Annotated in this window: 22 protein-coding genes; 12 read left to right on the top strand and 10 right to left on the bottom strand. The window is 72.1% G+C overall.

The window, feature by feature from the left end; genetic code table 11:
- Window positions 1-14: 14 nt before the first annotated feature.
- The 4 genes from paaI to T9R20_RS02125 are packed head-to-tail and all read right to left on the bottom strand — an operon-like array spanning window position 15 to window position 4,109.
- A complete protein-coding gene (paaI, locus tag T9R20_RS02140; RefSeq protein WP_322410917.1) occupies window positions 15-404 on the bottom strand; it encodes a hydroxyphenylacetyl-CoA thioesterase PaaI in 390 nt (129 codons plus the stop codon).
- Window positions 405-409: 5 nt separating this feature from the next.
- Complete coding sequence (paaZ, locus tag T9R20_RS02135) at window positions 410-2,482, bottom strand: phenylacetic acid degradation bifunctional protein PaaZ (protein ID WP_416182929.1); 2,073 nt, start codon at window positions 2,480-2,482, stop codon at window positions 410-412.
- Window positions 2,467-3,372 carry a 3-hydroxyacyl-CoA dehydrogenase family protein gene (locus T9R20_RS02130; protein WP_322410915.1) on the bottom strand — a complete coding sequence of 302 codons (906 nt, stop codon included), beginning with the start codon at window positions 3,370-3,372 and terminating at the stop codon, window positions 2,467-2,469. The genes paaZ and T9R20_RS02130 overlap by 16 nt, the downstream gene beginning before the upstream one ends.
- Complete coding sequence (locus T9R20_RS02125) at window positions 3,369-4,109, bottom strand: enoyl-CoA hydratase/isomerase family protein (protein WP_322410914.1); 741 nt, start codon at window positions 4,107-4,109, stop codon at window positions 3,369-3,371. The genes T9R20_RS02130 and T9R20_RS02125 overlap by 4 nt, the downstream gene beginning before the upstream one ends.
- Before the next feature lie 170 nt (window positions 4,110-4,279).
- Here T9R20_RS02125 and T9R20_RS02120 point away from each other — a divergent pair, with 170 nt between their 5' ends.
- Window positions 4,280-4,897 (top strand): TetR/AcrR family transcriptional regulator, encoded by a 618-nt coding sequence (locus tag T9R20_RS02120; protein ID WP_322410913.1) that lies wholly within the window; start codon window positions 4,280-4,282, stop codon window positions 4,895-4,897.
- A gap of 19 nt (window positions 4,898-4,916) precedes the next feature.
- On the opposite strand, the gene T9R20_RS02115 is transcribed toward T9R20_RS02120, so the two are convergent.
- Window positions 4,917-5,267 (bottom strand): metalloregulator ArsR/SmtB family transcription factor, encoded by a 351-nt coding sequence (locus T9R20_RS02115; RefSeq protein WP_322410912.1) that lies wholly within the window; start codon window positions 5,265-5,267, stop codon window positions 4,917-4,919.
- Between the two features lie 82 nt (window positions 5,268-5,349).
- On the opposite strand from T9R20_RS02115, the gene T9R20_RS02110 reads away from it, so the two are divergent.
- From T9R20_RS02110 to T9R20_RS02085, 6 genes are all read left to right on the top strand, one after another.
- A complete protein-coding gene (locus T9R20_RS02110) occupies window positions 5,350-6,657 on the top strand; it encodes an NAD(P)-binding domain-containing protein (RefSeq protein WP_322410911.1) in 1,308 nt (435 codons plus the stop codon).
- On the top strand, window positions 6,657-7,163 hold the full coding sequence (locus T9R20_RS02105) for an N-acetyltransferase family protein (RefSeq protein WP_322410910.1): 507 nt from the start codon (window positions 6,657-6,659) through the stop codon (window positions 7,161-7,163). The genes T9R20_RS02110 and T9R20_RS02105 overlap by 1 nt, the downstream gene beginning before the upstream one ends.
- A 137-nt stretch (window positions 7,164-7,300) precedes the next feature.
- Window positions 7,301-8,188 (top strand): metalloregulator ArsR/SmtB family transcription factor, encoded by an 888-nt coding sequence (locus T9R20_RS02100; protein ID WP_322410909.1) that lies wholly within the window; start codon window positions 7,301-7,303, stop codon window positions 8,186-8,188.
- Window positions 8,189-8,243: 55 nt separating this feature from the next.
- The gene (locus T9R20_RS02095) at window positions 8,244-8,657 is read left to right on the top strand and encodes an arsenate reductase ArsC (protein WP_322410908.1); all 414 of its coding nucleotides are present in this window, start codon (window positions 8,244-8,246) and stop codon (window positions 8,655-8,657) included.
- Window positions 8,654-9,316, top strand: a complete 663-nt coding sequence (locus T9R20_RS02090) for an arsenate reductase ArsC (protein ID WP_322410907.1) — start codon at window positions 8,654-8,656, stop codon at window positions 9,314-9,316. The genes T9R20_RS02095 and T9R20_RS02090 overlap by 4 nt, the downstream gene beginning before the upstream one ends.
- Window positions 9,317-9,351: 35 nt before the next feature.
- The gene (locus T9R20_RS02085) at window positions 9,352-10,104 is read left to right on the top strand and encodes an aquaporin (protein WP_322412226.1); all 753 of its coding nucleotides are present in this window, start codon (window positions 9,352-9,354) and stop codon (window positions 10,102-10,104) included.
- A 43-nt stretch (window positions 10,105-10,147) separates the two neighbouring features.
- Here the strand turns inward: T9R20_RS02085 and T9R20_RS02080 are convergent, their stop codons facing one another.
- From T9R20_RS02080 to T9R20_RS02060, 5 genes are read right to left on the bottom strand one after another with little or no spacing between them, the layout of a single operon-like run.
- Entirely contained in the window at window positions 10,148-11,101 is a 954-nt protein-coding gene (locus tag T9R20_RS02080) for a 3-hydroxyacyl-CoA dehydrogenase family protein (protein WP_322410906.1), read from the bottom strand.
- Window positions 11,098-11,568 carry a ribose-5-phosphate isomerase gene (locus T9R20_RS02075; protein ID WP_322410905.1) on the bottom strand — a complete coding sequence of 157 codons (471 nt, stop codon included), beginning with the start codon at window positions 11,566-11,568 and terminating at the stop codon, window positions 11,098-11,100. Before T9R20_RS02075 ends, T9R20_RS02080 begins: the two co-directional genes overlap by 4 nt.
- Window positions 11,568-13,295 (bottom strand): dihydroxyacetone kinase family protein, encoded by a 1,728-nt coding sequence (locus T9R20_RS02070; RefSeq protein WP_322410904.1) that lies wholly within the window; start codon window positions 13,293-13,295, stop codon window positions 11,568-11,570. The genes T9R20_RS02075 and T9R20_RS02070 overlap by 1 nt, the downstream gene beginning before the upstream one ends.
- Entirely contained in the window at window positions 13,292-14,278 is a 987-nt protein-coding gene (locus tag T9R20_RS02065; protein WP_322410903.1) for a sugar phosphate isomerase/epimerase family protein, read from the bottom strand. The genes T9R20_RS02070 and T9R20_RS02065 overlap by 4 nt, the downstream gene beginning before the upstream one ends.
- Window positions 14,275-16,656 (bottom strand): glycoside hydrolase family 3 N-terminal domain-containing protein, encoded by a 2,382-nt coding sequence (locus T9R20_RS02060; RefSeq protein ID WP_322410902.1) that lies wholly within the window; start codon window positions 16,654-16,656, stop codon window positions 14,275-14,277. The genes T9R20_RS02065 and T9R20_RS02060 overlap by 4 nt, the downstream gene beginning before the upstream one ends.
- A 134-nt stretch (window positions 16,657-16,790) precedes the next feature.
- Here T9R20_RS02060 and T9R20_RS02055 point away from each other — a divergent pair, with 134 nt between their 5' ends.
- The 5 genes from T9R20_RS02055 to T9R20_RS02035 all read left to right on the top strand — a co-directional run bounded on the left by T9R20_RS02055 (window position 16,791) and on the right by T9R20_RS02035 (window position 25,073).
- Window positions 16,791-17,663 (top strand): PhzF family phenazine biosynthesis isomerase, encoded by an 873-nt coding sequence (locus T9R20_RS02055; protein WP_322410901.1) that lies wholly within the window; start codon window positions 16,791-16,793, stop codon window positions 17,661-17,663.
- Between the two features lie 108 nt (window positions 17,664-17,771).
- The gene (locus T9R20_RS02050) at window positions 17,772-20,819 is read left to right on the top strand and encodes a hypothetical protein (protein ID WP_322410900.1); all 3,048 of its coding nucleotides are present in this window, start codon (window positions 17,772-17,774) and stop codon (window positions 20,817-20,819) included.
- Window positions 20,816-23,521 (top strand): FtsX-like permease family protein, encoded by a 2,706-nt coding sequence (locus T9R20_RS02045; protein WP_322410899.1) that lies wholly within the window; start codon window positions 20,816-20,818, stop codon window positions 23,519-23,521. The genes T9R20_RS02050 and T9R20_RS02045 overlap by 4 nt, the downstream gene beginning before the upstream one ends.
- Entirely contained in the window at window positions 23,518-24,399 is an 882-nt protein-coding gene (locus T9R20_RS02040; protein ID WP_322410898.1) for an ABC transporter ATP-binding protein, read from the top strand. Before T9R20_RS02045 ends, T9R20_RS02040 begins: the two co-directional genes overlap by 4 nt.
- Window positions 24,396-25,073 carry an ABC transporter ATP-binding protein gene (locus T9R20_RS02035; RefSeq protein ID WP_322410897.1) on the top strand — a complete coding sequence of 226 codons (678 nt, stop codon included), beginning with the start codon at window positions 24,396-24,398 and terminating at the stop codon, window positions 25,071-25,073. Before T9R20_RS02040 ends, T9R20_RS02035 begins: the two co-directional genes overlap by 4 nt.
- Window positions 25,074-25,141: the final 68 nt, after the last annotated feature.

Below are 25,141 nucleotides of genomic sequence, written 5' to 3'. Positions count from 1 at the left end.
GCCGCGGGCGAGCGTCAGGCGTCGTCGAGGCGCCGATCGGTACGGCGCGCGTGCCCGCGGAACTCCGCGACCACCTCACCCTCGGCGTCGGTCACCGTGACGTCGTACAGCCCGGTCCTCCCCCGGGTCACGCGGTGGCGCGCCTCCGCGGTGAGCACATCGCCCGGCCTCGTGGAGCGGAAGAACACGATGTCGGCACCGACCGACACGGTGACGGGTCCGTCGGGCTCGTTGCACGCGACGGCGAAGGCGGTGTCGGCGAGGGCGAACACCACGCCGCCGTGAGTGATGGCGAAGCCGTTCGTCATGTCCTCGCGCACCCGCATCCTGATGACCGCCCGCCCCGGCTCATCCACGATCACCTCCATCCCGAAGGCGTCGAAGACCCGATCCCGCTGCAGCATCCGTCTCACACCGATGCCCCCTCCTTCGCGACCAGGGTGAGCACGTCGTAGGTCGCGACGATCTCGTCGCGCTGGTTCCGGATGACCGCGTCCCACCGCACCTCGCCGTACTCGTCGGTCTCGCGCGGCGTGATCTGCTTCGCGGTGAGGACGACCCGGATCTCATCCCCCGGCGACACCGGCGTGACGAACCGCAGGTTCTCGAGGCCGTAGTTCGCGAGCACCGGGCCCGGCGCCGGGTCGACGAAGAGGCCCGCGGCCCACGACACCAGCAGATACCCGTGGGCGACGCGGCCAGGGAAGAACGGGTTGGCGGCGGCGGCCTCCTCGTCCATGTGGGCGTAGAAGGTGTCGCCCGTGAACCGGGCGAAGGTCTCGATGTCGTCGAGGCCCACCTTGCGCGTCGCGGACACGACCTGGTCGCCGATCCGCAGCTCGGCGAGGGATCTGCGGAACGGATGCGTCCCGCCCGGCCGCGCCTCGGCGCCGGCATGCCACACGCCCGTGAGTGCGGTGAGCATCTCGGGTGAGCCCTGCAGGGCGGTGCGCTGCATGTGGTGAAGAACGGCCCGGATGCCGCCGAGCTCCTCACCGCCGCCGGCGCGACCGGGCCCGCCGTGCACCAGGTGCGGGACGGGCGCGCCGTGCCCGGTCGAGGTGCGGGAGTTCTCACGGCTGAGGAAGAGGACGCGACCGTTGAACGCGGCGATCCGCGTCATGAGCTCCACCGCGACATCCGGATCGTTCGTCGCGACCGAGGTCACCAGCGACCCGCCGCCGCGGTCGACGAGGTCGGCGGCCTCGGCGAGGGAGGCGTAGGGCAGCACGCTCGCGACCGGCCCGAAGGCTTCGACCTCGTGAACAGCGGGCGCCGTGGCATCCGCGAACCCGACGAGGATCGGCGCGACGAACGCACCCTCGGGTGCCGGCCCGACCGCCCCGTCGGCGTGGACGACCTCGGGCGCGTCGAGGGAGCCGAGAAGCAGGCGCCCGCCGGCATCCTGGAGCGCACGCACCTGCCGCACCACCTCGTCGCGCTGCGCGCGCGAGACGACCGGACCCATCGTGACGCCCGCTGCGCGCGGGTCGCCGATCACGACCCTCTCGGCGATCTTCTCCCCGAGCGCTGCGACGACGGCGTCGACTGCCGCCGCGGGGACGATCGCGCGGCGGATCGCGGTGCACTTCTGCCCCGCCTTCGTGGTCATCTCGACCAGCAGCTGCTTCACGTAAGCGTCGAACTCCGGCGTGCCGGGGGCGGCGTCGGGGCCGAGCACCGAGGCGTTGATCGAGTCGGTCTCGGAGGTGAACCGCACTCCCTCGGGGGTCTGTGCGCGTAGGCGCGCTGCGGTCGTCGCGCTGCCGGTGAACCCGACGAGGTCGCCCAGCCGCAGCGCGCCGAACAGGTCGGGCACCGGCCCGCTCACCAGCTGCAGCGACCCGGCGGGAAGTCGCCCGGTCTCGACCAGCATGCGCACCCACGCCTCGGCGATGTAGGCCGTCGGCGAGGCGGGCTTGACCACGGTGGGAACGCCCGCGAGGAAGGCGGGGGCGAACTTCTCCAGCGCTCCCCACACGGGGAAGTTGAAGGCGTTGATCTGCACGGCGACGCCTGGGAGGCGCGTGTAGACGTGCCGCCCGAGGAACGATCCGTCCTTCGACAGCGGCTCGACCGGCCCGTCGACGTAGACCTTCGCGTTCGGCAGTTCCCGGCGTCCCTTCGACGAATAGGTGAAGAGCACGCCGATGCCGCCGTCGACGTCGCTGAGCGAGTCGCGCCGCGTGGAGCCCGCGCGCTCGGACAGCGCATAGAGCTCCTCCTTGCGCTCCTGCAGAACGAGGGCGAACTCCTTCAGCAGCACCGCCCGCTGGTGGAAGGTCAGCGCGCCGAGGCGCTCCTGCCCGGCGGTACGGGCATGGTCCAGTGCGGCGGGCAGGTCGAGGCCGCGGGTGCTCAGGCGCACCACCGGCTCGCCGGTCGAGGCGTCGCGCACCACCGCGGCATCCGGATCCTCCTCCGGCGCCCACCAGCCGTCGCGGATATAGCTGGGGAGGATGTCGGTCACGGCGTGCTCCATTCGTAGAAGCCGCGCCCGGTCTTGCGGCCGAGGCGGCCGTCGGCGACCATGCGGCGCAGCAGGTCGGGCGGGGCGAAGCGGTCACCGAGAGTGGCGTGCAGCTCTTCGGCGATCGCGAGGCGGACGTCGAGTCCGACGAGGTCGGTCGTGCGGAGGGGCCCCGCGGGGTGGCGGTAGCCGAGCTCCATGGCCGCGTCGATGTCGGCGGGGCTCGCGACCCCGGCCTCCACCATGCGGATCGCCTCGAGCGCGAGCGCCAGCCCGAGCCGGCTCGACGCGAAACCGGGGGCGTCGGCGACCACGATCGGCGTCTTGCCGAGCGCCTCGACCCACCCGCGCGCGCTCTCCACGACGCCGGCCGCAGTCACGTCGCCGACGACGATCTCGACGAGCCGGGACGCGGGCACCGGGTTGAAGAAGTGCAGCCCGAGGAAGCGAGCGGGGTCGCGCAAGGCGCCCGCGAGTGCGGCGAGGCCGATCGACGAGGTGTTGCTGGCGAGCACGGCGTCGGGCGCGATGACCGCCTCGATGCGCGCGAGGGCGTCGCGCTTCAGGTCGCGGTCTTCGGGCACCGCCTCGACGACGAGGCCCGCCCCGGCGAGGTCGCTCACGTCGGTGGAGAGATGGACGGATGCCGCGAGCGCCGCCTGGCTGCGATCGGTCGCCCCCCGGCGGATGGAATCGGCGACGCTCGCGAGGATGCGGCCGCGTGCGGCCTCGGCGGCCTCGGCGTCCCGCTCGACGACCGTGACCTCTGACCCGGCCAGGAGGAACGCGTGCGCGATCCCGGAGCCCATCCGACCGCCGCCGAGCACGCCGACCCGCGAGGGCGGGGCGATCGGGCCGGTCGGCGCGTCGGGGCGGGGCGCGGGCTCAGCGGCATCCGTCATCGGGCTCTCCGTTCCAGGAAGGCGGTCATGCGGCGGATCTTCTCGGGGCTCTCGAACAGCTCGGCCTGGAGCTCGTTCACGAGCGCGGGCTGGTCGAGGGGTTCGGTCTGCAGCACCTGCTTGGTGTACCGGGTGGCGAGCGGGTCGTTGCGGGCGATGCGATCGGCGAGCGCGTGCGCGGCGGCCAGGAGCTCATCCGCCGGATGCAGCGCCGACACGAGCCCCCACGACAGCGCCTCGTCGGCGTCGAGGATGCGGCCGGTGAGGAGCATCTCGGCCGCGCGCGCCTCGCCGACGATCGCGGGAAGGCGCCAGGTCGCCCCGGCGGCGGCCATGATGCCGAGGCCGGTTTCGGGGTTTCCGATCTTGACCGAGGGCGTGGCGATGCGGATGTCGGCGGCGTAGGCGAGCTCGGCCCCGCCGCCCAGGGCATAGCCGTCGAGTGCGGCGATGACGGGCATGGGGAGGGCGCGCACACGCATGAAGACCGCCTGGTTGATCGCCCGGCGGGCGTCGGCGGCGCGCCGGACGCGGAGCTCGGCGATGTCGGCGCCCGAGGCGAAGATGCCGCCCGAGCCGGTGACGATCAACGTCCGGGGTTCATGCTCGAGGTCGGCGCAGACCGTGTGCAGCGCATCGACGGTCGCCTGGTCGATGGCGTTGCGCACCTCGGGGCGGTCGAGGGTGACGACGGTCCAGTCGGAGGCGTGCTCGACGCGCAGGGGTGAGCGGGTCATCCGGGGCCTTCCGCTTCGTCGCGAACGTGTTGCAGACCGATCGTTCAGTAATTCTGTCAGGCGGCGGTTCCGCCCGCAACGATCCCCCCGGTCGTCGAGCGAGGAGCGAAGCGACGAGACGAAACGCGCGGTCGCTCGCCCATGGAGCGGGAAGATGCGAGAGTGAGCAGGTGACGAGCGACACCGCGGCCGCCGACGCCGCGCCGCGCGGGCGGCGCGGGCGGCCGGGGAACGACCGCGAACACGTGCTCGCCGTCGCCGTCGCCCTCTTCATCGAGAAGGGGTACGACGCGACCTCGGTCGCCGATCTCGCCGACCGACTCGGCGTGACGAAGTCTGCGCTGTACCACCACTTCTCCTCGAAGGACGAGCTGCTCGGCCTCGCCCTCGACGACGCCCTCACCGCCCTCGAGGGTGTCTTCGACGAACCGGCCGCCGAAGCGGGCGCGCAGCTCGAGCGGGTAATTCGGGGCGCCGTCGGCGTCCTCGTGGAGAAGCTTCCCGAGGTCACGCTGCTGCTGCGCGTGCGCGGCAACGGACCCGTCGAACAGGCCGCGCTCGAGCGCCGCCGCGCCTTCGACCACCGCGTCACCGAGGTCGTGACCCGCGCCCAGGACGAGGCGATGCTGCGCCCCGACGTAGACCCGGCCGTCGCCACCCGCCTGGTGTTCGGCATGGTGAATTCGCTGACCGAGTGGTACCGCCCGGGCGGCGCACTCGATGCCGATTCCCTGGCCGACGCGGTTCTTGCGCAGGCCCTCGAGGGCCTGCGCCCCCGGCGCCCCTGACATCCGCCCGCGCCGCGCGTCAGGGAGCCGTGAGGACCGCCGCGATCGAGGGCAGCGCCTCGGGCTGAAGCCGATAGTACGCCCACGTCCCCCGCTGGGAGCGGGAGAGAAAGCCCGCGCGCGTCAGCACCTTCAGATGGTGCGAGACCGTGGGCTGAGCGAGACCCAGCGGTTCGATGAGGTCGCAGACGCAGGCTTCCTGATCGGGAGAGGACGCCACGATCGACAGGAGTCGGAGCCGGGCCGGATCGGCGAGCGCCTTCAGCTGCGACGCCAGATTCTCGGCATCCTCGGGCCCCAGCGGCTCACGCGTCAGGGGTGCACAGCAGACCGCCGCGGGGACGTCGAGGAGGGGCAGGGAGGCGGGCATGCATCGATACTAATCAATATTGACAACCATCGATAGACCCCTCCATACTGAATCGACGTTCATCGATATGGAAGGTTCCGGGATGACACTCCTCGACCTCGCTCCGCGCACCCGCACGACGCCGCGCCTGGCCACCCTCCCCGTCGCGATCATCGGCGCCGGACCGATCGGGCTCGCCGCCGCCGCGCACCTGGCCGAGCGCGGCATCGCGTTCGACGTCTTCGAGGCGGGCCCCGCCCCGGCATCCGGCGTACGGCTCTGGGGACACACCCGCCTCTTCTCCCCCTGGCGCCACCTCGTCGACCCCGCCGCGCAGCGCCTGCTCGAACGGAACGGCTGGACGGCCCCCGCAGACCTCGACACCGCACCCACCGGCCACGAACTCGCCGACCGACTGCTCGAGCCGCTCGCCGCGCTCGAGGAGATCGCCCCGCACGTGCACTACGGCACGCGCGTGACCGCGGTCGCCCGCGAGGGCATGGACCGCACCCGGACCGCCGGTCGCGCCGACACCCCGTTCCTCCTGCGCATCGACCGTGGCGGCGAGATCGTCGACCTCGCCGCGCGAGCGGTGATCGACGCCTCGGGCACGTACACGACCCCGAACCCCCTCGCCTCCTCGGGCCTCGACCCGCTCGGCACCGCCGAGGTCTCCGACCGCATCCTGCACGCCCTCCCCGACGTCGCCGGCGCCGATCGCGCCCGACTCACCGGCCGCGACGTCACGGTCGTGGGCGCCGGGCACTCCGCGGCGAACACCCTCCTCGCCCTCGCGGCGCTGGCCGACGAAGAGCCCGAGACCCGGGTGACGTGGCTGATCCGCAACGCGGGCGCCGTCCGGGTCACCACCTCTCCCGACGACGAGCTCGCCGACCGGGCGCGTCTGGGCTCGCGGGTCGACGCGCTCGTCGACACCGGTCGCATCCGCCGCGTGGACTCGTTCGAGATCTCGCGGGTCGCACCGTACGGCGACGGGATCCGCGTGATCGGCACCCGTCGCGGCGAACCCGCACACCACGTCACCGACCTCGTCGTGGCCGCGACCGGCTTCCGCCCGAACCTCGACATGCTCCGCGAGATCCGGCTCGATCTCGACGACATCGTCGAGGCCCCGCGGCGCCTCGCCCCGTTGATCGATCCGAACGTGCACACCTGCGGCACGGTCGAGCCCCACGGATTCGCCGAGCTGCGGCATCCCGAGCCCGGCTTCTTCCTCGCCGGAATGAAGTCCTATGGTCGCGCACCGACGTTCCTCCTCGCGACCGGCTACGAGCAGGTGCGCTCCATCACGGCGTGGATCGCCGGCGACATGGCCGCAGCGACGACGGTCTCGCTCACCCTGCCGACGACCGGCGTCTGCTCCACGGATGTCGGCGGTTCCTGCTGCTGATGATCTCGGTGCGGGCGATGACGGCGTCGGACTGGCCGCGCGTCGAGGCGATCCTCGCCGAGGGCATCGCGGAGGGAGAGGCGACGTTCGAGAGCACGACGCCGTCGTGGGAGCAGTTCGACTCGGGCAAGATCGCGCACCCACGGCTCGTCGCCGAGCTCGACGGCGAGGTGGCCGGGTGGGTGGCCGCCTCCCGCGTCTCGGCACGCGAGGTCTACCGCGGCGTCATCGAGCACTCGGTGTACGTCGACTCCCTATTCCGGGGCCGCCGGATCGGTGCCGTGCTCCTCCAGGCATTCCTGGATGCCGCCGACGCGGCCGGGTACTGGACGGTGCAGTCGAGCATCTTCCCCGAGAACACCGCGAGCCTCCGCCTCCACGAGCGCGCCGGATTCCGGGTCGTCGGCACCCGCGAGCACATCGCGCAGTCGACGAACGGTCCGCACGCCGGTCAGTGGCGCTCGACGGTGCTCCTGGAGCGCCGATCGGCCCGCAACGGCCTCTGAGCCTCGCTCTCGCCACCCCCGGTGACGCGACCGTCCGTCGGAGATCCGCGTCATCGTCGGACGGCTGGGCCGGCAGCATCCGACAAACGGTGGATTCACCGACATCCGTGCGGCGAGCGGCGCATAGACTGCCGTCTATGAGTATGGGAACGGATGACGCGGGGCTGACGCTCCTCGCTGACCCGACCCGCGCACGGATCGTGCGGATGATCCGCGACAGCGCCGACGGCCGCGTGCTCGTCGGACGGGTCGCGGAGTCTCTCGGCCTGCGCCAGCCCACCGTCAGCCATCACATGGCCGCGCTCCACGACGAGGGGATCGTGCGCCGCGAGAAGGACGGGAGGCGGGTGTGGTACTCCCTCGACCCGGCACACGAAGAGCGCGTCTCGGCTCTCCTCGGGCCCGCGACCGCCTCAGGCGAAGCCGATCTCTCGCGCGTGATCGACGACCTCACCGCCCGCTACCGCGGGGTGTTCAGCCCCGAGACGGTCGCCCGCTACGTCACCGACAGTCATCGGCTGCTCACCGTGGCCGGCCGCCCGGCGCTGGAGACCTCGCGAACGGCCGCGTTCGCCGCATCCCGACTCGACGATCTCACCCGCATCGAGGGGCACGCGCCCGACCGCCCGACCGTGCTGTTCGTCTGCGTGCAGAACGCCGGCCGCTCGCAGATCGCCGCGGGGATCGTCCGCCAACTCGCCGGCGACCGCGTCATCGTGAAGACCGCGGGCTCTGCCCCCGCGGCCGACGTGCGCTCCTCGATCGTCCACGCGCTCGACGAGATCGGGGTGCCGCTGGGCGGAGAATTCCCCAAGCCCCTGAGCGATGAGGCCGTGCGGGCGGCGGACTGGGTCATCACGATGGGATGCGGCGACGCGTGCCCGGTCTACCCCGGACGCCGCTACCTCGACTGGGAGATCGAGGATCCGGTCGGAAAGCCGGCCGAGGCCGTCCGTCGCATCCGGAACGACATCGAGGCGCGTGTGCGCGACCTCCTGAGCTCACTCGCGGAGACCGCCGCCTAGAGAATTGATAGATGGTGGTCTATGCTTTTCTCGAAACCGAGAGAGGGAGGACCGGATGTCCGACAAGCCCACCGTCCTGTTCGTCTGCGTGCACAACGCCGGGAGGTCGCAGATGGCGGCCGGATTCCTGCGAGAGCTCGCCGGCGATCGCGTCGAGGTCCTCTCCGCGGGGTCGGAGCCGAAGGACCAGATCAACCCGGTCGCCGTCGAGGCCATGGCCGAGGAGGGCATCGACATCGCCGGCCAGCAGCCGAAGATCCTCACCGTGGAGGCCGTCAAGGAGTCCGACGTCGTCATCACGATGGGATGCGGCGACGCCTGCCCGATCTTCCCCGGCAAGCGCTACGAGGACTGGGAGCTCGAAGACCCCGCCGGCCAGGGGATCGACGCCGTGCGGCGCATCCGCGACGACATCCGGGGCCGGATCAAGGACCTGATCTCCGAACTCACTCCGGCGAGCGCGTCATGAGCGTCACCTCGGGGATGCAGGGCCTCCTCTCCAACGAGGCCGTCCTGCACCGCGCCGCGCAGCGCCTCGCGCAGAGCTTCACCGGCATGGTCAACGAAGAGACCGTCGAGCGGGTCGTGTTCGAGTCGTACGCGGCGCTCGCGCGGACTGCCACGGTCTCAAGTCACCTCCCGAGCGTCACCGAGAAGTTCGCCCGTGACCGCCTCACCGCCCTGGCCCAATCGAAGGGTCTCATCGCCAAGCCCGTGCCCGAGATCCTGTACGTCTGCGTGCAGAACTCCGGCCGCTCGCAGATGGCGGCGGCTCTCACCCGGCACCTGGCCGGCGAGCGGGTGCACGTGCGGTCGGCGGGGTCGCAGCCGGCTGCCGAGATCAATACCCAGGTCGTCGCCGTCCTGGCCGAGATCGGCATCGAGGTGGGTGACGAGTTCCCCAAACCCCTCACAGACGACGTCGTCCGCGCCGCGGACGCGGTCGTGACGATGGGATGCGGCGACGCCTGCCCCCTCTACCCCGGCAAGCGATACCTCGACTGGCAGCTCGCCGACCCGGCGGAGCTCGACCTCGACGGGGTGCGACTGGTGCGCGACGACGTGCGCGCGCATGTCGAGCACCTGCTCGGCGAGCTCGTGCCCGGGCTCGCGGCGACCCGCGCGTGACGACCGAGCTGCCCGACACCGCGCCCGGTCCGGTAGTGACGGTCGACGGCGCGCCCGCGCCCGTCTGGCGTCGGGCCCTGGCGGAGTTCCTCGGCACCGGGCTCCTCGTCGCCATCGTCGTGGGCTCGGGCATCGCGGCGCAGCGACTGTCCGACGACGTCGGGCTCCAGCTCCTGGAGAACTCCTTCGCCACCGCCCTCGGTCTCGGCGTACTCATCCTGCTGTTCGCACCGGTCTCGGGCGCGCACTTCAATCCCGTGGTCTCGCTCACGGATGCGCTCCTCGGCCGCGCGGATCGCTCAGGGCTCAGCCCGCGGGTCGTGGTCGCCTACGTTGTCGCGCAAGCCGTCGGGGGCATCGGCGGCGCCATCCTCGCGAACGCAATGTTCGACGTCTCCACGTCGATCTCGACGACCGATCGTGCCACCCCGTCAACCCTCCTCGCGGAGGTCGTCGCCACGGCGGGCCTGGTGCTGCTCATCGCCGGGCTCACCCGCGCCCAGCGGTCGATCCCCGTGATCGCCGCCGCGATCGGCGCCTACATCGGGGCGGCGTACTGGTTCACCAGCTCGACGTCCTTCGCCAACCCCGCGGTGACCCTCGGGCGCGTCTTCACCGACACGTTCGCGGGCATCGCGCCGGTCTCGGCGCTGTGGTTCGTCGGCGCCCAGCTCGCGGGTGCGCTCATCGCCGTCGGGCTCATCGGGCTGCTCTTCCCCGCCGCCGCAGACCGCCCCTCCCCCGGCTCGCGCTCCACGCTCGGTGATCGACCTTCGCTCGGTCGATAGAACGCTGGTCGACCGGGGAAGCGTCGATCGCCCGCGGCAGCCGTCACACCGCGTCGAACGGCGACGGCCCCAGCTCGTCGAGAAGCTGAGCCATCTTGGCGTAGGCCCGGTTGCGGTACGCGACGAGCTCGGCGATCCGCTCCGGCGCGATGTCGCGGAACCCCGAGCCGGTCTTCGTCCCGAGCTCCCCGGCCGCGACCCGCTCGGCGAGGATCGCCGGCGTTGCGAAGCGCTCCGGGAAGGTGCCCTGGAGCGAGGCGTAGCAGAACGCGTAGACGTCGAGGCCCGCCATGTCGGCGATCGCGAAGGGCCCGAAGAACGGCAGTCGGAACCCGAAGGTCGATCGGACGACGGCGTCGATGTCCTCCGGCGTGGCCACGCCCTCCTCGACCAGCTGCGTCGCCTCGTGGAAGAGGGCGTACTGCAGGCGATTCAGGACGAACCCCGTGACATCTTTCACGCGCGCCGGCACCTTGCCCGACCCGGCGATGATCTCCTCCGCCGCCCGGATCGTCGCCTCGTCGGTCCCTGCGTGCGGAATGATCTCCACCCCGGGCACGAACGGCGCGGGGTTGGAGAAGTGCACCCCGAGGAATCGTTCGGGCCGAGTGACGGCCTCGGCGAGCGCGGCGATCGAGATGGTCGACGTGTTGCTGCCAATGACGGCCGACGCTGGTGCGGCAGCCGAGATGCGCCGCAGCGTCTCGTGCTTGATCTCGATGCGTTCGGGCACCGCCTCTTCGACGACGTCGGCGTCCGCGACGGCCACCTCGATGCTCTCGGCCGCCGAGATGCGCGCAGTGATGATGTCGGTCGCGCCGGGGGCGAAGAGCCCCTGCTCCTCGAACTGCGCCGTCTCGGTGCGGATGCGCTCGAGGTTGGCCGCGGCGATCTCGGCCGTCACATCGGAGATCACGACGTCGTGGCCGCCGAGGGCGAACACCTGTGCCATCCCGCCGCCCATGTAGCCGCTGCCGACGATCGCGATGCGGCTCATGCGCTCACCTCGCGGTCGTACGCGTCGATCGCGGCGACCTTCGTCGCCGAGGCGGACGACGGGTCGAAGCGGTACTCGAGCCACTCGCCCACCAGGCGCTTGGCGAGCTCCAGACCGATGACGCGCTGCCCCATGGTCAGCACCTGCGCGTTGTTGCTGAGCACGGAGCGCTCGACCGAGTAGCTGTCGTGCGCGGTGACCGCTCTCACGCCCGGCACCTTGTTCGCCGAGATGGCCACACCGAGCCCGGTCCCGCAGATGAGGAGGGCCCGATCGGCCTCGCCCTGAGCGATGCGCCGGGCCGCCTCGACCGCGACATGGGGGTAGTCGGTGTGCTCATCGCCGCCGACGCCGACGTCGGTGACGACGGCGACGCGCTCATCGGCCTCGAGCAGTTCCTTCAGCGCCGTCTTGTATTCATAGCCGGCGTCGTCGCTTCCGACGACGATCCGCAGGGTGTCGGTCATCACTGTTCCTTCCGGGATGTCTCGTCCTGCCCGGCGGTGCGCGCGAGGGCGATGGCGATGAGGGCGAGCGAGGTGGCTCCGGCGTCGGGGTGCCCGATGCTCTTCTCCGCAAGCGGACGGGCTCGGCCGAGCTTCGGGCGAAGCGCCGCCGTCTCCTCCGCCGCGGTCGACGCGGCTCCCGCCGCGGCCAGCAGAGCAGCCCCCACCGCGTCGCCTACCCGCAGGTGCTCCTCGAGCGTGCGGACGTACGGGTCGAGCGCGTCGACCATGGTCTTGTCGCCGACCGTCGCGCCGCCCCGCGAGGTGACGGCGTCGAGCGCGGCGCGGGCTGCGCCAGCGACCGCGTCACGGGCGTCGACATTCTCGTCATCGAGAGTGCGTCCGACGGCGGCGAGCATCGCACCCCACAGCGCACCCGAGGTGCCCCCGGCCTTCTCACTCCACGCGTCTCCGGCGGCGGTGAGCATCGCGGAGAGGCCGACGGACGGATCGGCGGCGGCGCACGCCGCGTCGATGCCCGTGCGCATGCCGACGCCGTGGTCGCCGTCGCCGGCGATGGCATCGATGCGTCCGAGCTCGGCTTCGTTCTCATGGATGACCGCGCGCGCGGCCTCGAGGTAGGCGAGGGCTCTCGTCGCAGCGGCGCGAGACCAGTCCGACGCCGCAGCGACCTCGGCAGCGGCGAGGTCTGCGACATCCTCCCCCTCCTCGTCACCCGGCGCGGCCGGGTCGACGGCTCCCTTGCGGTACGCGGGCGTGTACGCGGGCGCGGCCCACAGCGGTTCGAGCTCCTCGTCGAGCCACAGGAGAGTGACCGACGCCCCCGCCATGTCGAGGCTGGTGACCAGTTCACCGACCTCGGGTTCCACCACGGTGATCCCTGCGTCCCGCAGCCGTGCGGCGACGTCGCCGAAGAGGACGAAGAGCTCTTCGTATTTCACCGAACCGAGACCGTTGACGATGACCGCGGCCCGGGCGCCGCGGGATTCGGGAACGTCGGCGAGCAGTTGATCGACGAGGATGCCGGCGAGCTCGGCCGAGCTCGTCCTCGGCACATCGCGGATCCCGGGTTCACCGTGGATGCCGAGGCCGATCGACATCATCCCCTCCGGCACGGTGAAGAGCGGTTCGCCCGCCCCCGGGAACGTGCACCCGCCGAAGGCGACGCCGAGGGTGCGCGTGCGGTGATTGGCGTGGCGGGCGAGGCGCTCCACCTCGTCGATGTCGTCACCCCGCTCGGCGGCCGCCCCCGCGACCTTGAAGACCACGAAGTCGCCGGCGATACCGCGACGCTTGTCGATCTCGTTGATCGGGGCACTGGCGATGTCGTCGGTGCAGAGCACCGTCCGGGCGTCGATGCCCTCGGCGCGCAGACGCTCCTCGGCCTCGCCGAAGTGCAGCACGTCGCCCGCGTAGTTGCCGAAGCTGAACAGCACCCCGCCGCCCCGGTGCGCGGCTTTCGCCACTCGGTACGCCTGGCCGGCCGACGGCGAGGTGAAGATATTGCCGCACACAGCCCCGGCGGCGAGCCCCTGCCCGACGACACCCGCGAACGCGGGATAGTGACCCGAGCCGCCACCGACCACCAGCGCCACGCTTCCTCGCGGTGCGGGCGCCGCGCGCACCACTCCGCCGTCGACGGCGCGGATCAGGCTCGGGTGGGCCGCCGCGAACCCCGCGAGCGCCTGGGAGACGAAGTCGGACGGATCGTTGTGGATTCTCGTCATGATGCACCTCTCTGTGCGTGGCCAATCTGCCGCACCCGGCTGGCGCCGCGGGTGTACCCCGCGCGCGTGGGGAGCACATGGCGTCGGAGGTAGTCGCGGTTGTCGGCGCAGACCGTCAATCCGTCGCCGCCGTAGTTCTCCACGCAGATGACGCCCTGGAACCCCTGCTCGATCGCGTACCGGAAGGCCCGGCGGTAGTCGATGAGGCCGTAGGGCATGGGCGCCGGCACCGCGGTGTACAGGTCGCGCGCGACATCCTCGTCCCGGGCGTAGTTCTTCACGTGCCAGAAGTTCGCGTACGGGAGCGTCTTCTCCACGACCTCCCACCACGGTTCGATCGGCCGGTGGAGGCGCACGAGGTTGCCGATGTCGGGGTTCAGGCCGACGTTGTCCATGCCGATGTCGGTGACGAGGCGCACCGCCGAGTCGGCGGTGCCGAGGAAGGTGTCTTCGTACATCTCGAGCGAGACGAGGATGCCGAGTTCGGCGGCGTGACGGCCCAGTTCCCGCAGTCGGGCCACCGCCGCGTCCCAGTCCGCAGGGTCGTCGCGGTGACCCTCGACGGTCCAGAACCACAGCTGCGCCTGCTGGTCGGGTGTCAGCGCCTGGTGGAGGCCGAACGAGACGGTCTCGATTCCCAGCGCCGCCGCCGCGTCGAGGGTGCGGTGGCTGTAGGCCAGATTCGCCTCGCCGCGCTCGCGATCGATGACGCTGCACCGGATGGCCGAAACGGATGTCGGGACGACACCCTCCTCCGCCGCCACGGCGGAGAGATCGGTGAGACCGCGAGCGTCGAGGTCGCCGATGCGGAGCCACGAGTCGGTCAGGTCGATCCGGTCGAAACCGGCGTCGGCGACCTCGACGAGGACCTCGCGCCACACGTCGGGACCCGCCTCGGTGACGGACCGTCCGTCGGCGGTGCGGCCCGAGAAGGGCAGTGCGGCGGCGGCGATGGGCCAGTCGTCGGCGAGGAAGTCGGTCATCCCGCGTCTCCTTCGGTGGGCTCGGGCGTGATCGGGATGAGGTCGACCGGTGTGACGAGCACCGGCTCATCGACGACGCGACCGGGCCCGTCGACGGTCAGGGTGGCGATGCCGGAAGTGTCGGTCAGCGACAGCCCGGCCACGAGGTCGATCCGGCCGGGTTCGACGATGCGGCGGCGGTCGAGCCCGGTGAACGAGAAGCGGTCGGCGTGCACATCGAACCGCACGATGGCGCCCTCGCCCGGGGCGAGGTGCACCCGCGCATACCCCACGAGCTGGCGGACCGGCCTCGTCACCTGCGCCACGGGGTCGCTCGCGTACAGCTGCACAACCGTCGCGCCGGCACGCTCGCCGGCGTTGCGGACCTCGACGCTCGCGCACACGCGGCCGTCGGCAGCGATGCGCTCAGAGTCGAGCCGCACGTCGCCGAGCGTGAACGACGTGTACGACAGCCCGTGCCCGAAGGGAAACGCCGGGGCGATCGAGAGGTTGCTGATGCGGTCGCCGTCCTGCCCCAGGGGCGGCGCGAGGTAGGTGTGCGGAAGCGCGGCACCGGTCCGCGGAACCTGCACCGGCAGGTGGCCGCTCGGGTTGACGGTCCCCGAGAGCACCGCGGCGAGCGCCGCCGCGCCCTCGATCCCGGGCATGAATGCCTGAACGATCGCGGCCGCGCGGTCGATGTAGTCCCCGAGCGCATACGGACGGCCCGACATCACGACGAGCACCACCGGCGTCCCCGTCGCCAGCACGGCCTCGACGAGACGCCCCTGCTCACCGGGGAGGCCGAGGTCGGGCGCATCCGATCCTTCTCCCGAGGTGCCCCTGCCGAACATGCCGGCACGATCGCCGACCACGGCGATGACCACATCCGAGGATGCCGCGGCCTCGACGGCGCGCGCGATGGCGGCGTCGTCGGCGGGATCTGCGAGCGGGACGCCGTGCTCTACGCGCAGCTCGGCGCCCGGGAAGGCGATGCGAAGCGCCTCGGGGAAAGTGACGACGTCGACCCCGAGGCCCATCTCGGGATGCCGGGGCATCACGTGGATCGGATACGAGTAGGCGCCCATCATGGCGCGGGGATCGTCGGCGATCGGGCCGACCACCGCGATCCGCCGGACTGACGTCGCCAGAGGGAGGACACCCCTGCTGTTGTCGAGCAGGATGATGGATTCCTCCGCGAGCCGACGCGCGATGTCGCGATTGCGCGGACTGTCGAGATCGACGTCGGCCGGCTCGGGCGGCGTCCACCCGGCGTCGAGGAGGCCGAGCTCGAGCTTCTGGTGGAGCACCCGACGCACGGCGGTGTCGATGTCGTATGCCGTGCGGACCGGGTCAGGGTCATCGTCGTGGAGGAGCCGGTACGCGGCGATGTCGGGCAGCTCCACATCGATCCCGGCGTGCAGCGCCAGCCGACCGGCATCCGCCATCGTCTCGGCGACCTGGTGCTTCGACTTCAGGAACGCCACCGCCCAGTAATCCGACACGACGGTGCCCGAGAAGCCCCACTCGTCGCGGAGGAGGTCGGTGAGCAGCCACCGGTCGGCGGCGGCCGGCACGCGGTCGAGCTCGGTGTAGGAGTTCATGACGCTCGCGGCCCCGCCGATCCGGACCGCCATCTCGAAGGGCGGGAGAACGAGGTCGCGCAGCTCCCGCTCGCCGAGCGACACCGGGGCATGATTGCGTCCGCCGCGCGAGGTGGCATGGCCGGCGAAGTGCTTGAGCGTCGCGATGATGCCGCTGTGCTGCAGGCCATGGACGTAGGCGGTCGCGAGCGTTCCGACGACGTACGGGTCTTCGCCGAGGGTCTCCTCCACCCGGCCCCATCGGTAGTCGGTGACGACATCGAGCACCGGCGACAGGCCGTGGTGCGCGCCGACCGCGCGCATGTCGGCGCCGATCGCGGCCGCCATCTCGCGGACGAGGTCGGCGTCGAAGGTCGCCGCCCACGCCATCGAGGCGGGATAGACCGTCGCGCCGTACGTCGTGAAGCCGGTCAGGCACTCCTCGTGCACGACCGCCGGGATGCCCAGGCGCGTGTTCTCACGCAGGTGGCGCTGGGCGTCCTGCACCTTCTGCATGCCGTCGCGGGCGGCCACGGGCGTCACGCCGAACACCCGGGTGAGATGCCCGATCCCGTCGCGCACCGCCTCGTCGAACGGCGGCCGGCCGCGCGACAGCACGTCTTGCATCGGCGCAATGAGCTGCGTCGAATCGCGTGTATCGGCCCAGTAGCCGCCGAGCTGCGCGATCTTCTCCTCGTCGGTCATCGCCGCGAGCAACATCTCGACGCGGGTGGAGGGATCGAGGGACGGATCGGCCCAGCGCGGTCGCCCGGCCCCTGACGACGCCCTGTCGGCGACATCCGTCACATCCGTCATCCTCGACTCCCGCATTTGTCGCTTGTAACAACAATTGGCGGATCTAGGCTATCGCGATTTGATACAACGTTGTAGGGGTGGACATCCCGGATTGCGGGAGTGGGCACCGCCCCGGGGCGTACGGTGAAGGCGTGATGGACTCATCGCCTTCGGCGTCGCACGTGCAGCGCTGGGCTGCCTTCTCCTCCGATCCCGCCGGCGGCAATCCCGCCGGTGTCGTGCTGGACGCGGACGGGATGACCGATGACGAGATGCTCCGCGTCGCTGCCGACGTCGGCTACTCCGAGACAGCCTTCGTCACCCGCGGCGATCGGAGCGACGCGTCGCTCCGGTACTTCTCCCCGCGAGCTGAGGTGCCCTTCTGCGGCCATGCCACGGTGGCGACGGCAGCCGCGCTCGCCGAGACGAACGGAGGCGGTGACTACGCCTTCGCCACCCCGGTCGGACGGATCGACATCCGCGTGGACGACACCGCCGCGGGTCGGGTCATCTCCTTCACGAGCGTCGACCCCTTCGTCGAAGAACTCTCCGAGGACGCACTGCGTCGCATCCTCGAGGTGCTGCACCTGGCGAGCGCCGACCTCGCCGCGGCGCACGCGCCGGCTCTGGCGTTCGCCGGCAACCGACATCCGCTGCTCGTCCTCCGCTCGCGGACCGTATTCGATCGCATGATCTTCGACCCCGCCGCCGCCCGCGAACTCATGGATGCAGAAGCGTGGGCGGCCACCATCATCGTCGCCTGGCCCGAGACCGAGACCGAGTGGCACGTGCGCAACGTCTTTCCCGTCGGAGAGATCAGCGAAGACCCCGCGACGGGCGCGGGCGCCGCCGCCCTCGGCGGGTATCTGCGCGAGACGCGAGCCGTGACGCCGCCGCGTCGCATCCGCATCTCGCAGGGATCGCACGTCGGCCGGCCGAGCCGCCTCACCGTGGACATTCCGGCCGCCGGCGGGATCGTGGTCTCCGGATCGGCGGTGCGTCTTCCCGACCCGGCGGTCGGAGGCTGACCCTCCGAGTACGCGCGAGCCCGTTCGGAACTTGCGCGCGACGAGCCCCTCGACAGCGGCAGGCCGCGACGTAAACTCCCCTCACACGCAGTAGTGAGGGGACCCCAGGTGCTGTCGCTAAGGCGGGCTCGTCCCTACGCTCTGGTCTTCGCCGCGGTCGCCGCCGTCGTCGGGCTGGTGGCCGCGGCCCTCCTCCTGCTGCTCGGACGGCTCGATGTGACGGCGGACGCCGGTTCGCGCGAAAGTCTCACCCTGCGTGCCGGAGCAGACCTCGCCCTGGCAGCGCGCCTGCCCCTGGCCCCGGACCCCGTCGCGCAGGACGACACGGTGCGGGAGGTGATCGGCGCAGCCGTCCCCGACTCGGTGAACGCTTCCGTGACCTCGTCGGTATGGGCGGAGATGCCCTTCGGCCCACCGATCGACGAGCAGGACGCGCTGGTCGTCACGACCGACGGCCTCGCCGGAGCGGCCCGAATCGTCACGGGCAGGGAGGCAGCCACCCCCGACGAGGCGAGCATGCAGGCCGATGCGGCGGCGCGACTCGGCCTCGGCCCGGGGGCGGAGGTCACCCTCGGCGGCCGCACCGTGGTGATCGTCGGCACCTGGCTCGTCGACGATCCGCAGGCCCCCGAGTGGCTCGGCGATGAGCGGATGACACGGGGCGCCGGCCCGGAGATCGGACCCTTCGCCCTGGACGACCCCGATTGGGGGACGTTCGCCGATGCCCGTCCGCGCGTGCAGTGGGTGGCGGTGCCCGCTTCGGAAGACGTCACCGTCGGTGGTCTCGAAGAGATTCTGCGCAGCTGGCCACTGCTTCGGTCACGCCTGGCCGCGGCGGGCGTCCCGACTGACGGGCTGTCGACGCCGGGTGCCTTCACCGGCACCGCCCAGGCTGTCACGGCGGACGTCGAGCGGATGCGCGCGATCACCCCGGTCGCGGTGGTCCTCCTTCTCGCGGCCACGGTCATCACCCTCGTGGAGCTCGCCCGTTATCTCACGGCACGGCGCATCACCGAGCACGCACTGCTGTGGGCGCGCGGTCGGTCGGCACTCGCGGCGGCCCGGGCCGGAGCCGTCGAGGGCGGCGTCGCCGCCGCCGGCGGCGCGATCCTCGGTGCGCTCGTCGCGGCGGCAGTGACCGCGGCGCTCCCTTCTGTGTTCGGGTCCATCGCCTCACCGGCCGTGGCAGCGTCGGCGGCTTGCGTCCTCGTCGTCATCACCGCGGCCGCCCATGCGGTGTGCGCCGCGCGCGCGTCGGGACCCCCCATGCGCACCGTCGCTCGAGGACGCCTGCGACGAGCGATCTCTCCCGCGGCGACCCTCGTCGTCGCGCTGGCGGCAGGAATCGCCGTCTGGCAGCTGCGGCTGTACGGGTCTCCGGTCATCCGCGATGCGAACGGCGCGCCGGGGGTCGACCCGGTCGCGGCTGCCGCGCCGGCGCTCGCCCTGGTCGCGGGCGTGCTCCTGCTCCTCCTCGCCCTCCCGCTCGTCGCACGGTCTGTCGAGAGGGGCGCGGGACGCCGCCGGGTGACGAATCTCCTCGCCACCCGCGCCGTCGCGCGGGCGCCCTCACAGCTGGCGGCAGTGGTGGCGGTGCTCGCCGTCGCGACGGGCACCGTTGTGACGGCGGCCGCCTACACGCGGACCTGGGATGTCGCCTTCACACAGACCAGCGCCGTCAGAGCCGGCGCCCCCGTGCAGGTCGTCGCCGGTCGCGGCGGATTCACCCCGGATGACGTCGATCGCGTCGCCCGGGCCCCAGGAGTCAGCGCCGTGTTCCCGGTGCAGGGTGCGCCGCTGCAGCTGAGCGACGGATCGGGCGCGCTGGTCGCTGCCGATGTCAGCGCCCTCGATGCCGTACCCGCCGCGGCGATGACGCTCGTCGATCCCGCCGAACTGATGGCGGCGGTGAGAGTCGACCCGGGCGGGCCCGAGGTGCCGGTGGGGGTGCAAGAGATCCGGATGACCACGACCGTGAGCGGATTGACTGCGGCACCCGCCTTCGACCTCGTCCTCCTCGACGATCACGGGGTACTCCGACGGATCCCCGGGTCGGTCGACGCGGCGGCGGTCGACGGGGGTGCGGAGGGGACGGTGGTCGCGACCTTTCCCGTCGGCTCCTCGGCCACGGACGCGGCCCGTCACGTCGTCGCGCTCGATGTGGCCTTCGGTGAGGACGCCGTGGTCGGCGACGAAGCGCGCGTCGGTCCGCCGACGTTCGTCGCCGGCCCGTCGGGATCGCCCCCGCTCTTCGCCGAGACCGAGTGGGCGGCCCGGGTCGGCGACATCCTCGTCCCGCCGGATCCGCAACCGGACGGCGGCTTCCTCGCGAGGCCGGGCGTGACCGACGTGCGGGTCGCCCCCGTGGAAGAGCCCGCCGGTCTGGCCGAGCCACCGGTGGCGATCTCCGATGCACTCGCAGAGCAGTACGGTCTCACCGTCGGCGACCGCCTCTCGTTCGGTATCGAGCGGGTCGCGCGTTACACCGGAGTGGTGACGGCGATCGCCCCTGCCATCCCCTCCGCGGCCGAGCCGGTCGCGCTCCTGGTCGACCTCACTGTGCTCCAGCTCGACGCGCTGCGAGCGCCCCGCGGCGTGGTCGCCCCGTCCTCGCTCTGGGTGGATGCGGACGATCCGCAGGCTGCCGCTCTCGCCATCCGAGAGGTCGTCGCCCCCGGGGCCGGCATCGTCACCGCCGATCCTGCGGCCACGAGGCGGATCGTCGGCGCCTCGGTCGTCGTCCTGTGGACCGTCGCCGCGGTCACAGCGCTCCTCGCGGTCGCCACCATGGTCGCGGTCGCGGGAGGCGTCCGACGCTCACGACGGTCGGAGCTCGCGACGCTCCGCGCCCTCGGGCTCGGTGCGTCGGCGCAGGGCAGCATCCGCGCCCAGGAGTGGCTGCTCGTCATCGGCGCAGGAGTCGCCGTCGGGCTCGCTGCGGGCGCGGCGGTCGCGCTGCTCACGATCCCCGAGCTCGCGCGCGCGGCGGTGCCGGACGATGCCCTCGGGCGGGGGATGGCGCTCCTCGTCGACGGTCGGACGGGCACGGTGGCGATCCTCCTGCTGATCGGCGCATCGCTGGGGGTCACCCTCGGCGCGGTCGCTCGGACCAGGCGCGATGCCCGCAGTCCCGGACGAGCGGAGGACGTCGGATGACCCGCCGATCGAGGGTGGGGACACTCGCGCTCCTCGGACGCCTGAGCCTTGACGGCCTTGGAGCGACGCTGCTCATCGCGCTGCTGGTGTCGGCCGCCGTCTTCGCCGCAGCGATCGCACCGCGGTTGGGCGCACGTCTGGGTACCGCCGAACTGCAGCAGAGCATCTCGGCGATGCCCGCGCCGATCCGCGACATCCGCGCCGTCGGGACGATCGGGCTCGTTCCCGGACTCGCCGGGACCCCTGTCGATCGGCTGGTCGCGCCGACCGACGCCGCGATCGCCGCCTTCGGCGAGGATCTCACCGAGCCCCTCCGGTCTCTCACGGGCGACCCGGCGTGGGTCGCCCGCTCCGAGCCGCGCGACGCGGTTCCCGTGGGCGACTCCCCCGCTCGCGCTGATCCGGAGGGACAGACGCGATTCTTCGCCCGTCTCGCCGTGGATCCCGGCTGGCGCGACCGCGTCGAGATCGTGGCGGGCACGCCCCCCGCCGCCTGGGCGGGCGACGAGTCGGCACGAGGCGTGGATCCCCCGCTCGAGGTCGCCCTCTCGACCGCGACGGCCGAGGCCGCCGGCATCACGGTGGGCGAGACGCTTCGCTACGGAGCGCTCGAGCTCGTGGTCACGGCACTGTACGACCCGCTCGACCCCGACGCGAGCCACTGGGCCCAGGTCTCCGACCTGGCCCAGCCGATCGTGGAGACCGCGCCCGGCGAGCCGGCGACGGTGCGCGGAACCGTCATCGTCGACACGGCATCGCTCGGCGGGCTGACGACCAGCCTGACGACCGGCACGTTCCTTGCCTATTACCCCGTCTCGGCCGAGACTCTTCAGGCGACCGACGCCGAGCGCGTTCTCAACCAGCTCCGCAGCGCGCTGGCGGGCGGCATCGTCATGCCCTACGGCGGGGAGGTGACCGTGACCACCCTGCTCGGCGACGAGATCGAAGAGGCGACGGGGCGAACGGCCACGGTGACCGCGCTTCTCGCCCTGGCTCTCTCCGGGCTTCTCGGCGTCGTGCTGGCGGTGTTCGCGCTCGGCATCGACGCCGTCGCGACCCGCCGACGACCGATCCTCGATCTGACGCACGCCCGCGGGGCGAGCGACCTGCAGCTCCGTGCGGCACTCGGCCTCGAAGGCGTCGCGATCGCCCTGCCCGCGGCGGTCGTCGGCGTCGGAGTCGCCACCGCGCTCGTCCCCGAGCCCGTCGGCGTGTCGGGCTGGGCCCTGCCCGCCCTCGTCGCGGCCGCCGTCCCCGCACTCTTCGCGCTCCGAGCCGCCCCGGCGACCCGGCGACAGACCCGTCGCGACCCGCACAGGATCGGGGGTCGCCGACTCCTCATCGATGGCGGGGTGGTCGCTCTCGCCGCACTCTCGGTGATCCTGCTCGCCCGGCGCGGTGTCGACCCATCCGCCGGTGCGGGAATCGACCCGCTGCTCGTCCTCGCTCCTCTCCTGGTCGCTGCGGCGGTCTGCCTGGTGGCGCTCCGATTCGCCCCGATTCCACTTCTCCTCCTGCAGCACCGACTGCGACGCGGCGACAGCGCCGTCGCGCTTCTCGGCGCAGCGCGGGCGGTGCGCGTCCCCTCGTTCGGATTCGCCGCCTCGTTCGCCCTCATCCTCGGTGTCGCCGTGGTCGTCTTCTCGTCGATCCTCGGGTCGACGATCCGGTCGGGAATCGTCACCGGCGCTCAAGAGGGGCTCGGCTCCGACATCCTCGTCAGTGCGCCGGCGATCCCCTCTCCGGCCGTGGAGGGTGTTGCGGGCCTGCCCGGGGTCGCCGCCGTCAGCGCCATCACCGAGATCGCCGGCGTCCGTGTCGACGATGCGGCGGCGCCCACGTCGCTGACACTCCTCGTCGCCGACACCACCGCCCTCGCCGATGTCCGCCCCGATCTGCCCGCGCTCTCCGGCCTCGCGGATCGCGCCGGCAGCGTGCCCCTTCTCGTCTCCGACGACGTCGCCGCCGCCCTCGGCCCGGGGGCGCGCATCGGCCGGTCGCCGGTCGTGGTCGCCGGCTCCGCTCCGGTGACCGCGCTCCCCGGTCCGGGACGGAGCTGGGCAGTGGTCGATGCGTCGCACCTCGATGCGCTCGCCCGGGAGCCTCGCGATCCCGACCGTCTCCTCGTCGCCCTCTCGGACGGGGCCGACCCCTCTGCCCTGGGCGAGCGCGTCGACGCGATCGTCTCGGCCTCTGTTCCCGAGGCGGAGCGCGGAGGGGTCTCCACGGTCGCCGCGGCCGACCTGATCTCGCGCGCCCGCACGTCACCTCTCACGCAGGGCCTGGAGGCGGCGCTTCCCTGGGCCGCGGCGGCCGCCCTGGGCCTCACCCTCGCCGGCATCGCGCTGGCCACGGTGTCGGCGGCGCAAGCCCGGGCGCGCTCCGTCGCCGTGCTGCGCATCATCGGAGCCGATGCCCGCCAGCAGCGACGGCTCCTGCTGTGGGAGTTCGCTCCCCCCGTCCTGGTCGCGGTCCTCGTGGGAATCGCGATCGGGTTCCTCCTCCCGCGCCTGGTGACCGCGGTGGTCGACCTCCGTCCCTTCGTCGGCGGCCGTCTCGCCCCGCCTCTCGTCATCGATCCCGCCTCGCTGGCGATCGCGCTGGCGGCCGTCGCGATGACGACGGCGATCGCCGCCGTCATCGCGTTCGCAATCGCCGCGCGACACACCCCTGCCACGACCCTCCGGATGGGAGAGCGATGACCACTCAGATCCAGTGCACCGATCTGGTGCGCATCTACAGCGCCGAGGGGGTCGAGGTGCAGGCTCTCCAGGGGCTCAGCCTCTCGGTGGATGCCGGAGAGATCACAGCCGTGGTCGGCGCATCCGGGTCGGGGAAGTCCACTCTGCTGGCGATCCTCTCTGGCCACGACATCCCGACTGCGGGATCGGCGACGGTGGCCGGCCACGATCTGCTCACCATGTCGGGCCGGGAGCGCACCCGATACCGGCGTCGCACCGTGGGCTTCGTCTGGCAGCAGACATCCCGCAACCTCCTCCCCGCACTCACCGTCATCGAGAACATCGCGACCTCCCTGGCGGTGGCGCGCACACCCCGTCGCCTGCGCCGCGCGCGCGCCGACGCGCTGCTCGAGGTCCTCGCGATCGGAGACCTCGGCGACCGGCGCCCGGCCGAGCTGTCCGGGGGCCAGCAGCAGCGCGCGGCGATCGCGGTCGCGCTGGCGAACGAGCCGGCGGTGCTCTTCGCCGACGAGCCGACCGGCGAGCTCGACGAGAGGAACTCGGAGATCGTGTTCGCCTCGCTCCGCGAGGTCAACCGCGAGCTCGGCACGACGGTGCTCATCGTCACGCACGACGAGGATGTGTCCCGGCAGGTGCGTCGCACCGTGCAGATCCGCGACGGGCGCCTGGCGACCGAGGTGCACCGCGAGCAGCGCGTCGACGAGCACGGCGAGGAGCGCACGCACGCGCGCGAGTACGCGGTGCTCGACCGCGTGGGCCGCCTGCAGCTGCCGGAGGACTACCTTCGCGCGCTGTCGCTGAGGGATCTCGTCCGACTCGAGCTCGAGGACGACCATGTCGAGGTGCATCCGACATCGAGCCCCGAGGCATCCGGATGACGGGAGCCGTCGTCCTGCGGGCCTCCGCCCTCCACCGCTCCTACGGGCGGCGAGGGGCGCGTGTTCGCGCGGTGCGGAACGTCTCGCTGGACCTGTCGGCCGGGGAGCTCGTGGTGCTGCGCGGCCCCTCCGGATCGGGGAAGACCACGCTGCTGAACCTCCTCGGCGGTCTCGACACCCCCACCCGTGGGGAGGTGCGCGTGCGGGGGATGCTGCTCGACGCGACTGCCGAGCGGCAGCAGGTCGAGCTGCGGCGGCAGGAGTTCGGCTTCATCTTCCAGGGTTCCGCGCTGCTCGGGGAGCTGTCCGCTCGCGAGAACGTCGACCTGCCGCTCCGGCTCGCCGGCGTTCGCCACGCCGAGCGTCAGCGGCGCATCGATCACCTCCTCGAGTCGGTCGGGATCGCCGCGCACGGCGCCCAGAGACCCGCGGAGCTCTCGGGTGGGCAGCGGCAGCGCCTGGGGATCGCGCGCGCCCTCGCCAACCGCCCGAGCGTCATCATCGCCGATGAGCCGACCGGGCAGCTGGACAGCACCAACGCCGAGGCAATGATGCGCCTGCTGGCAGACCTCGTGCACGGTGAGCAGGTCGCCGCGATCGTGTCCACCCACGACCCACGGATGGCGGCGCTGGCCGACCGGATCCTCGTGCTGCGCGACGGCGCCCTGGTCTGACCCCGATCCTTTACGCCTCCTGGCAACGATCGTCCAGTGCTTTACCCGGCCATCTCCACACGCCAAGG

The organism is Microbacterium invictum (assembly GCF_034421375.1).
Lineage (GTDB): Bacteria > Actinomycetota > Actinomycetes > Actinomycetales > Microbacteriaceae > Microbacterium > Microbacterium invictum_A.
Note: the sequence above shows the minus strand (reverse complement) of the source record. Positions and strands in the feature narration are given on the sequence as shown.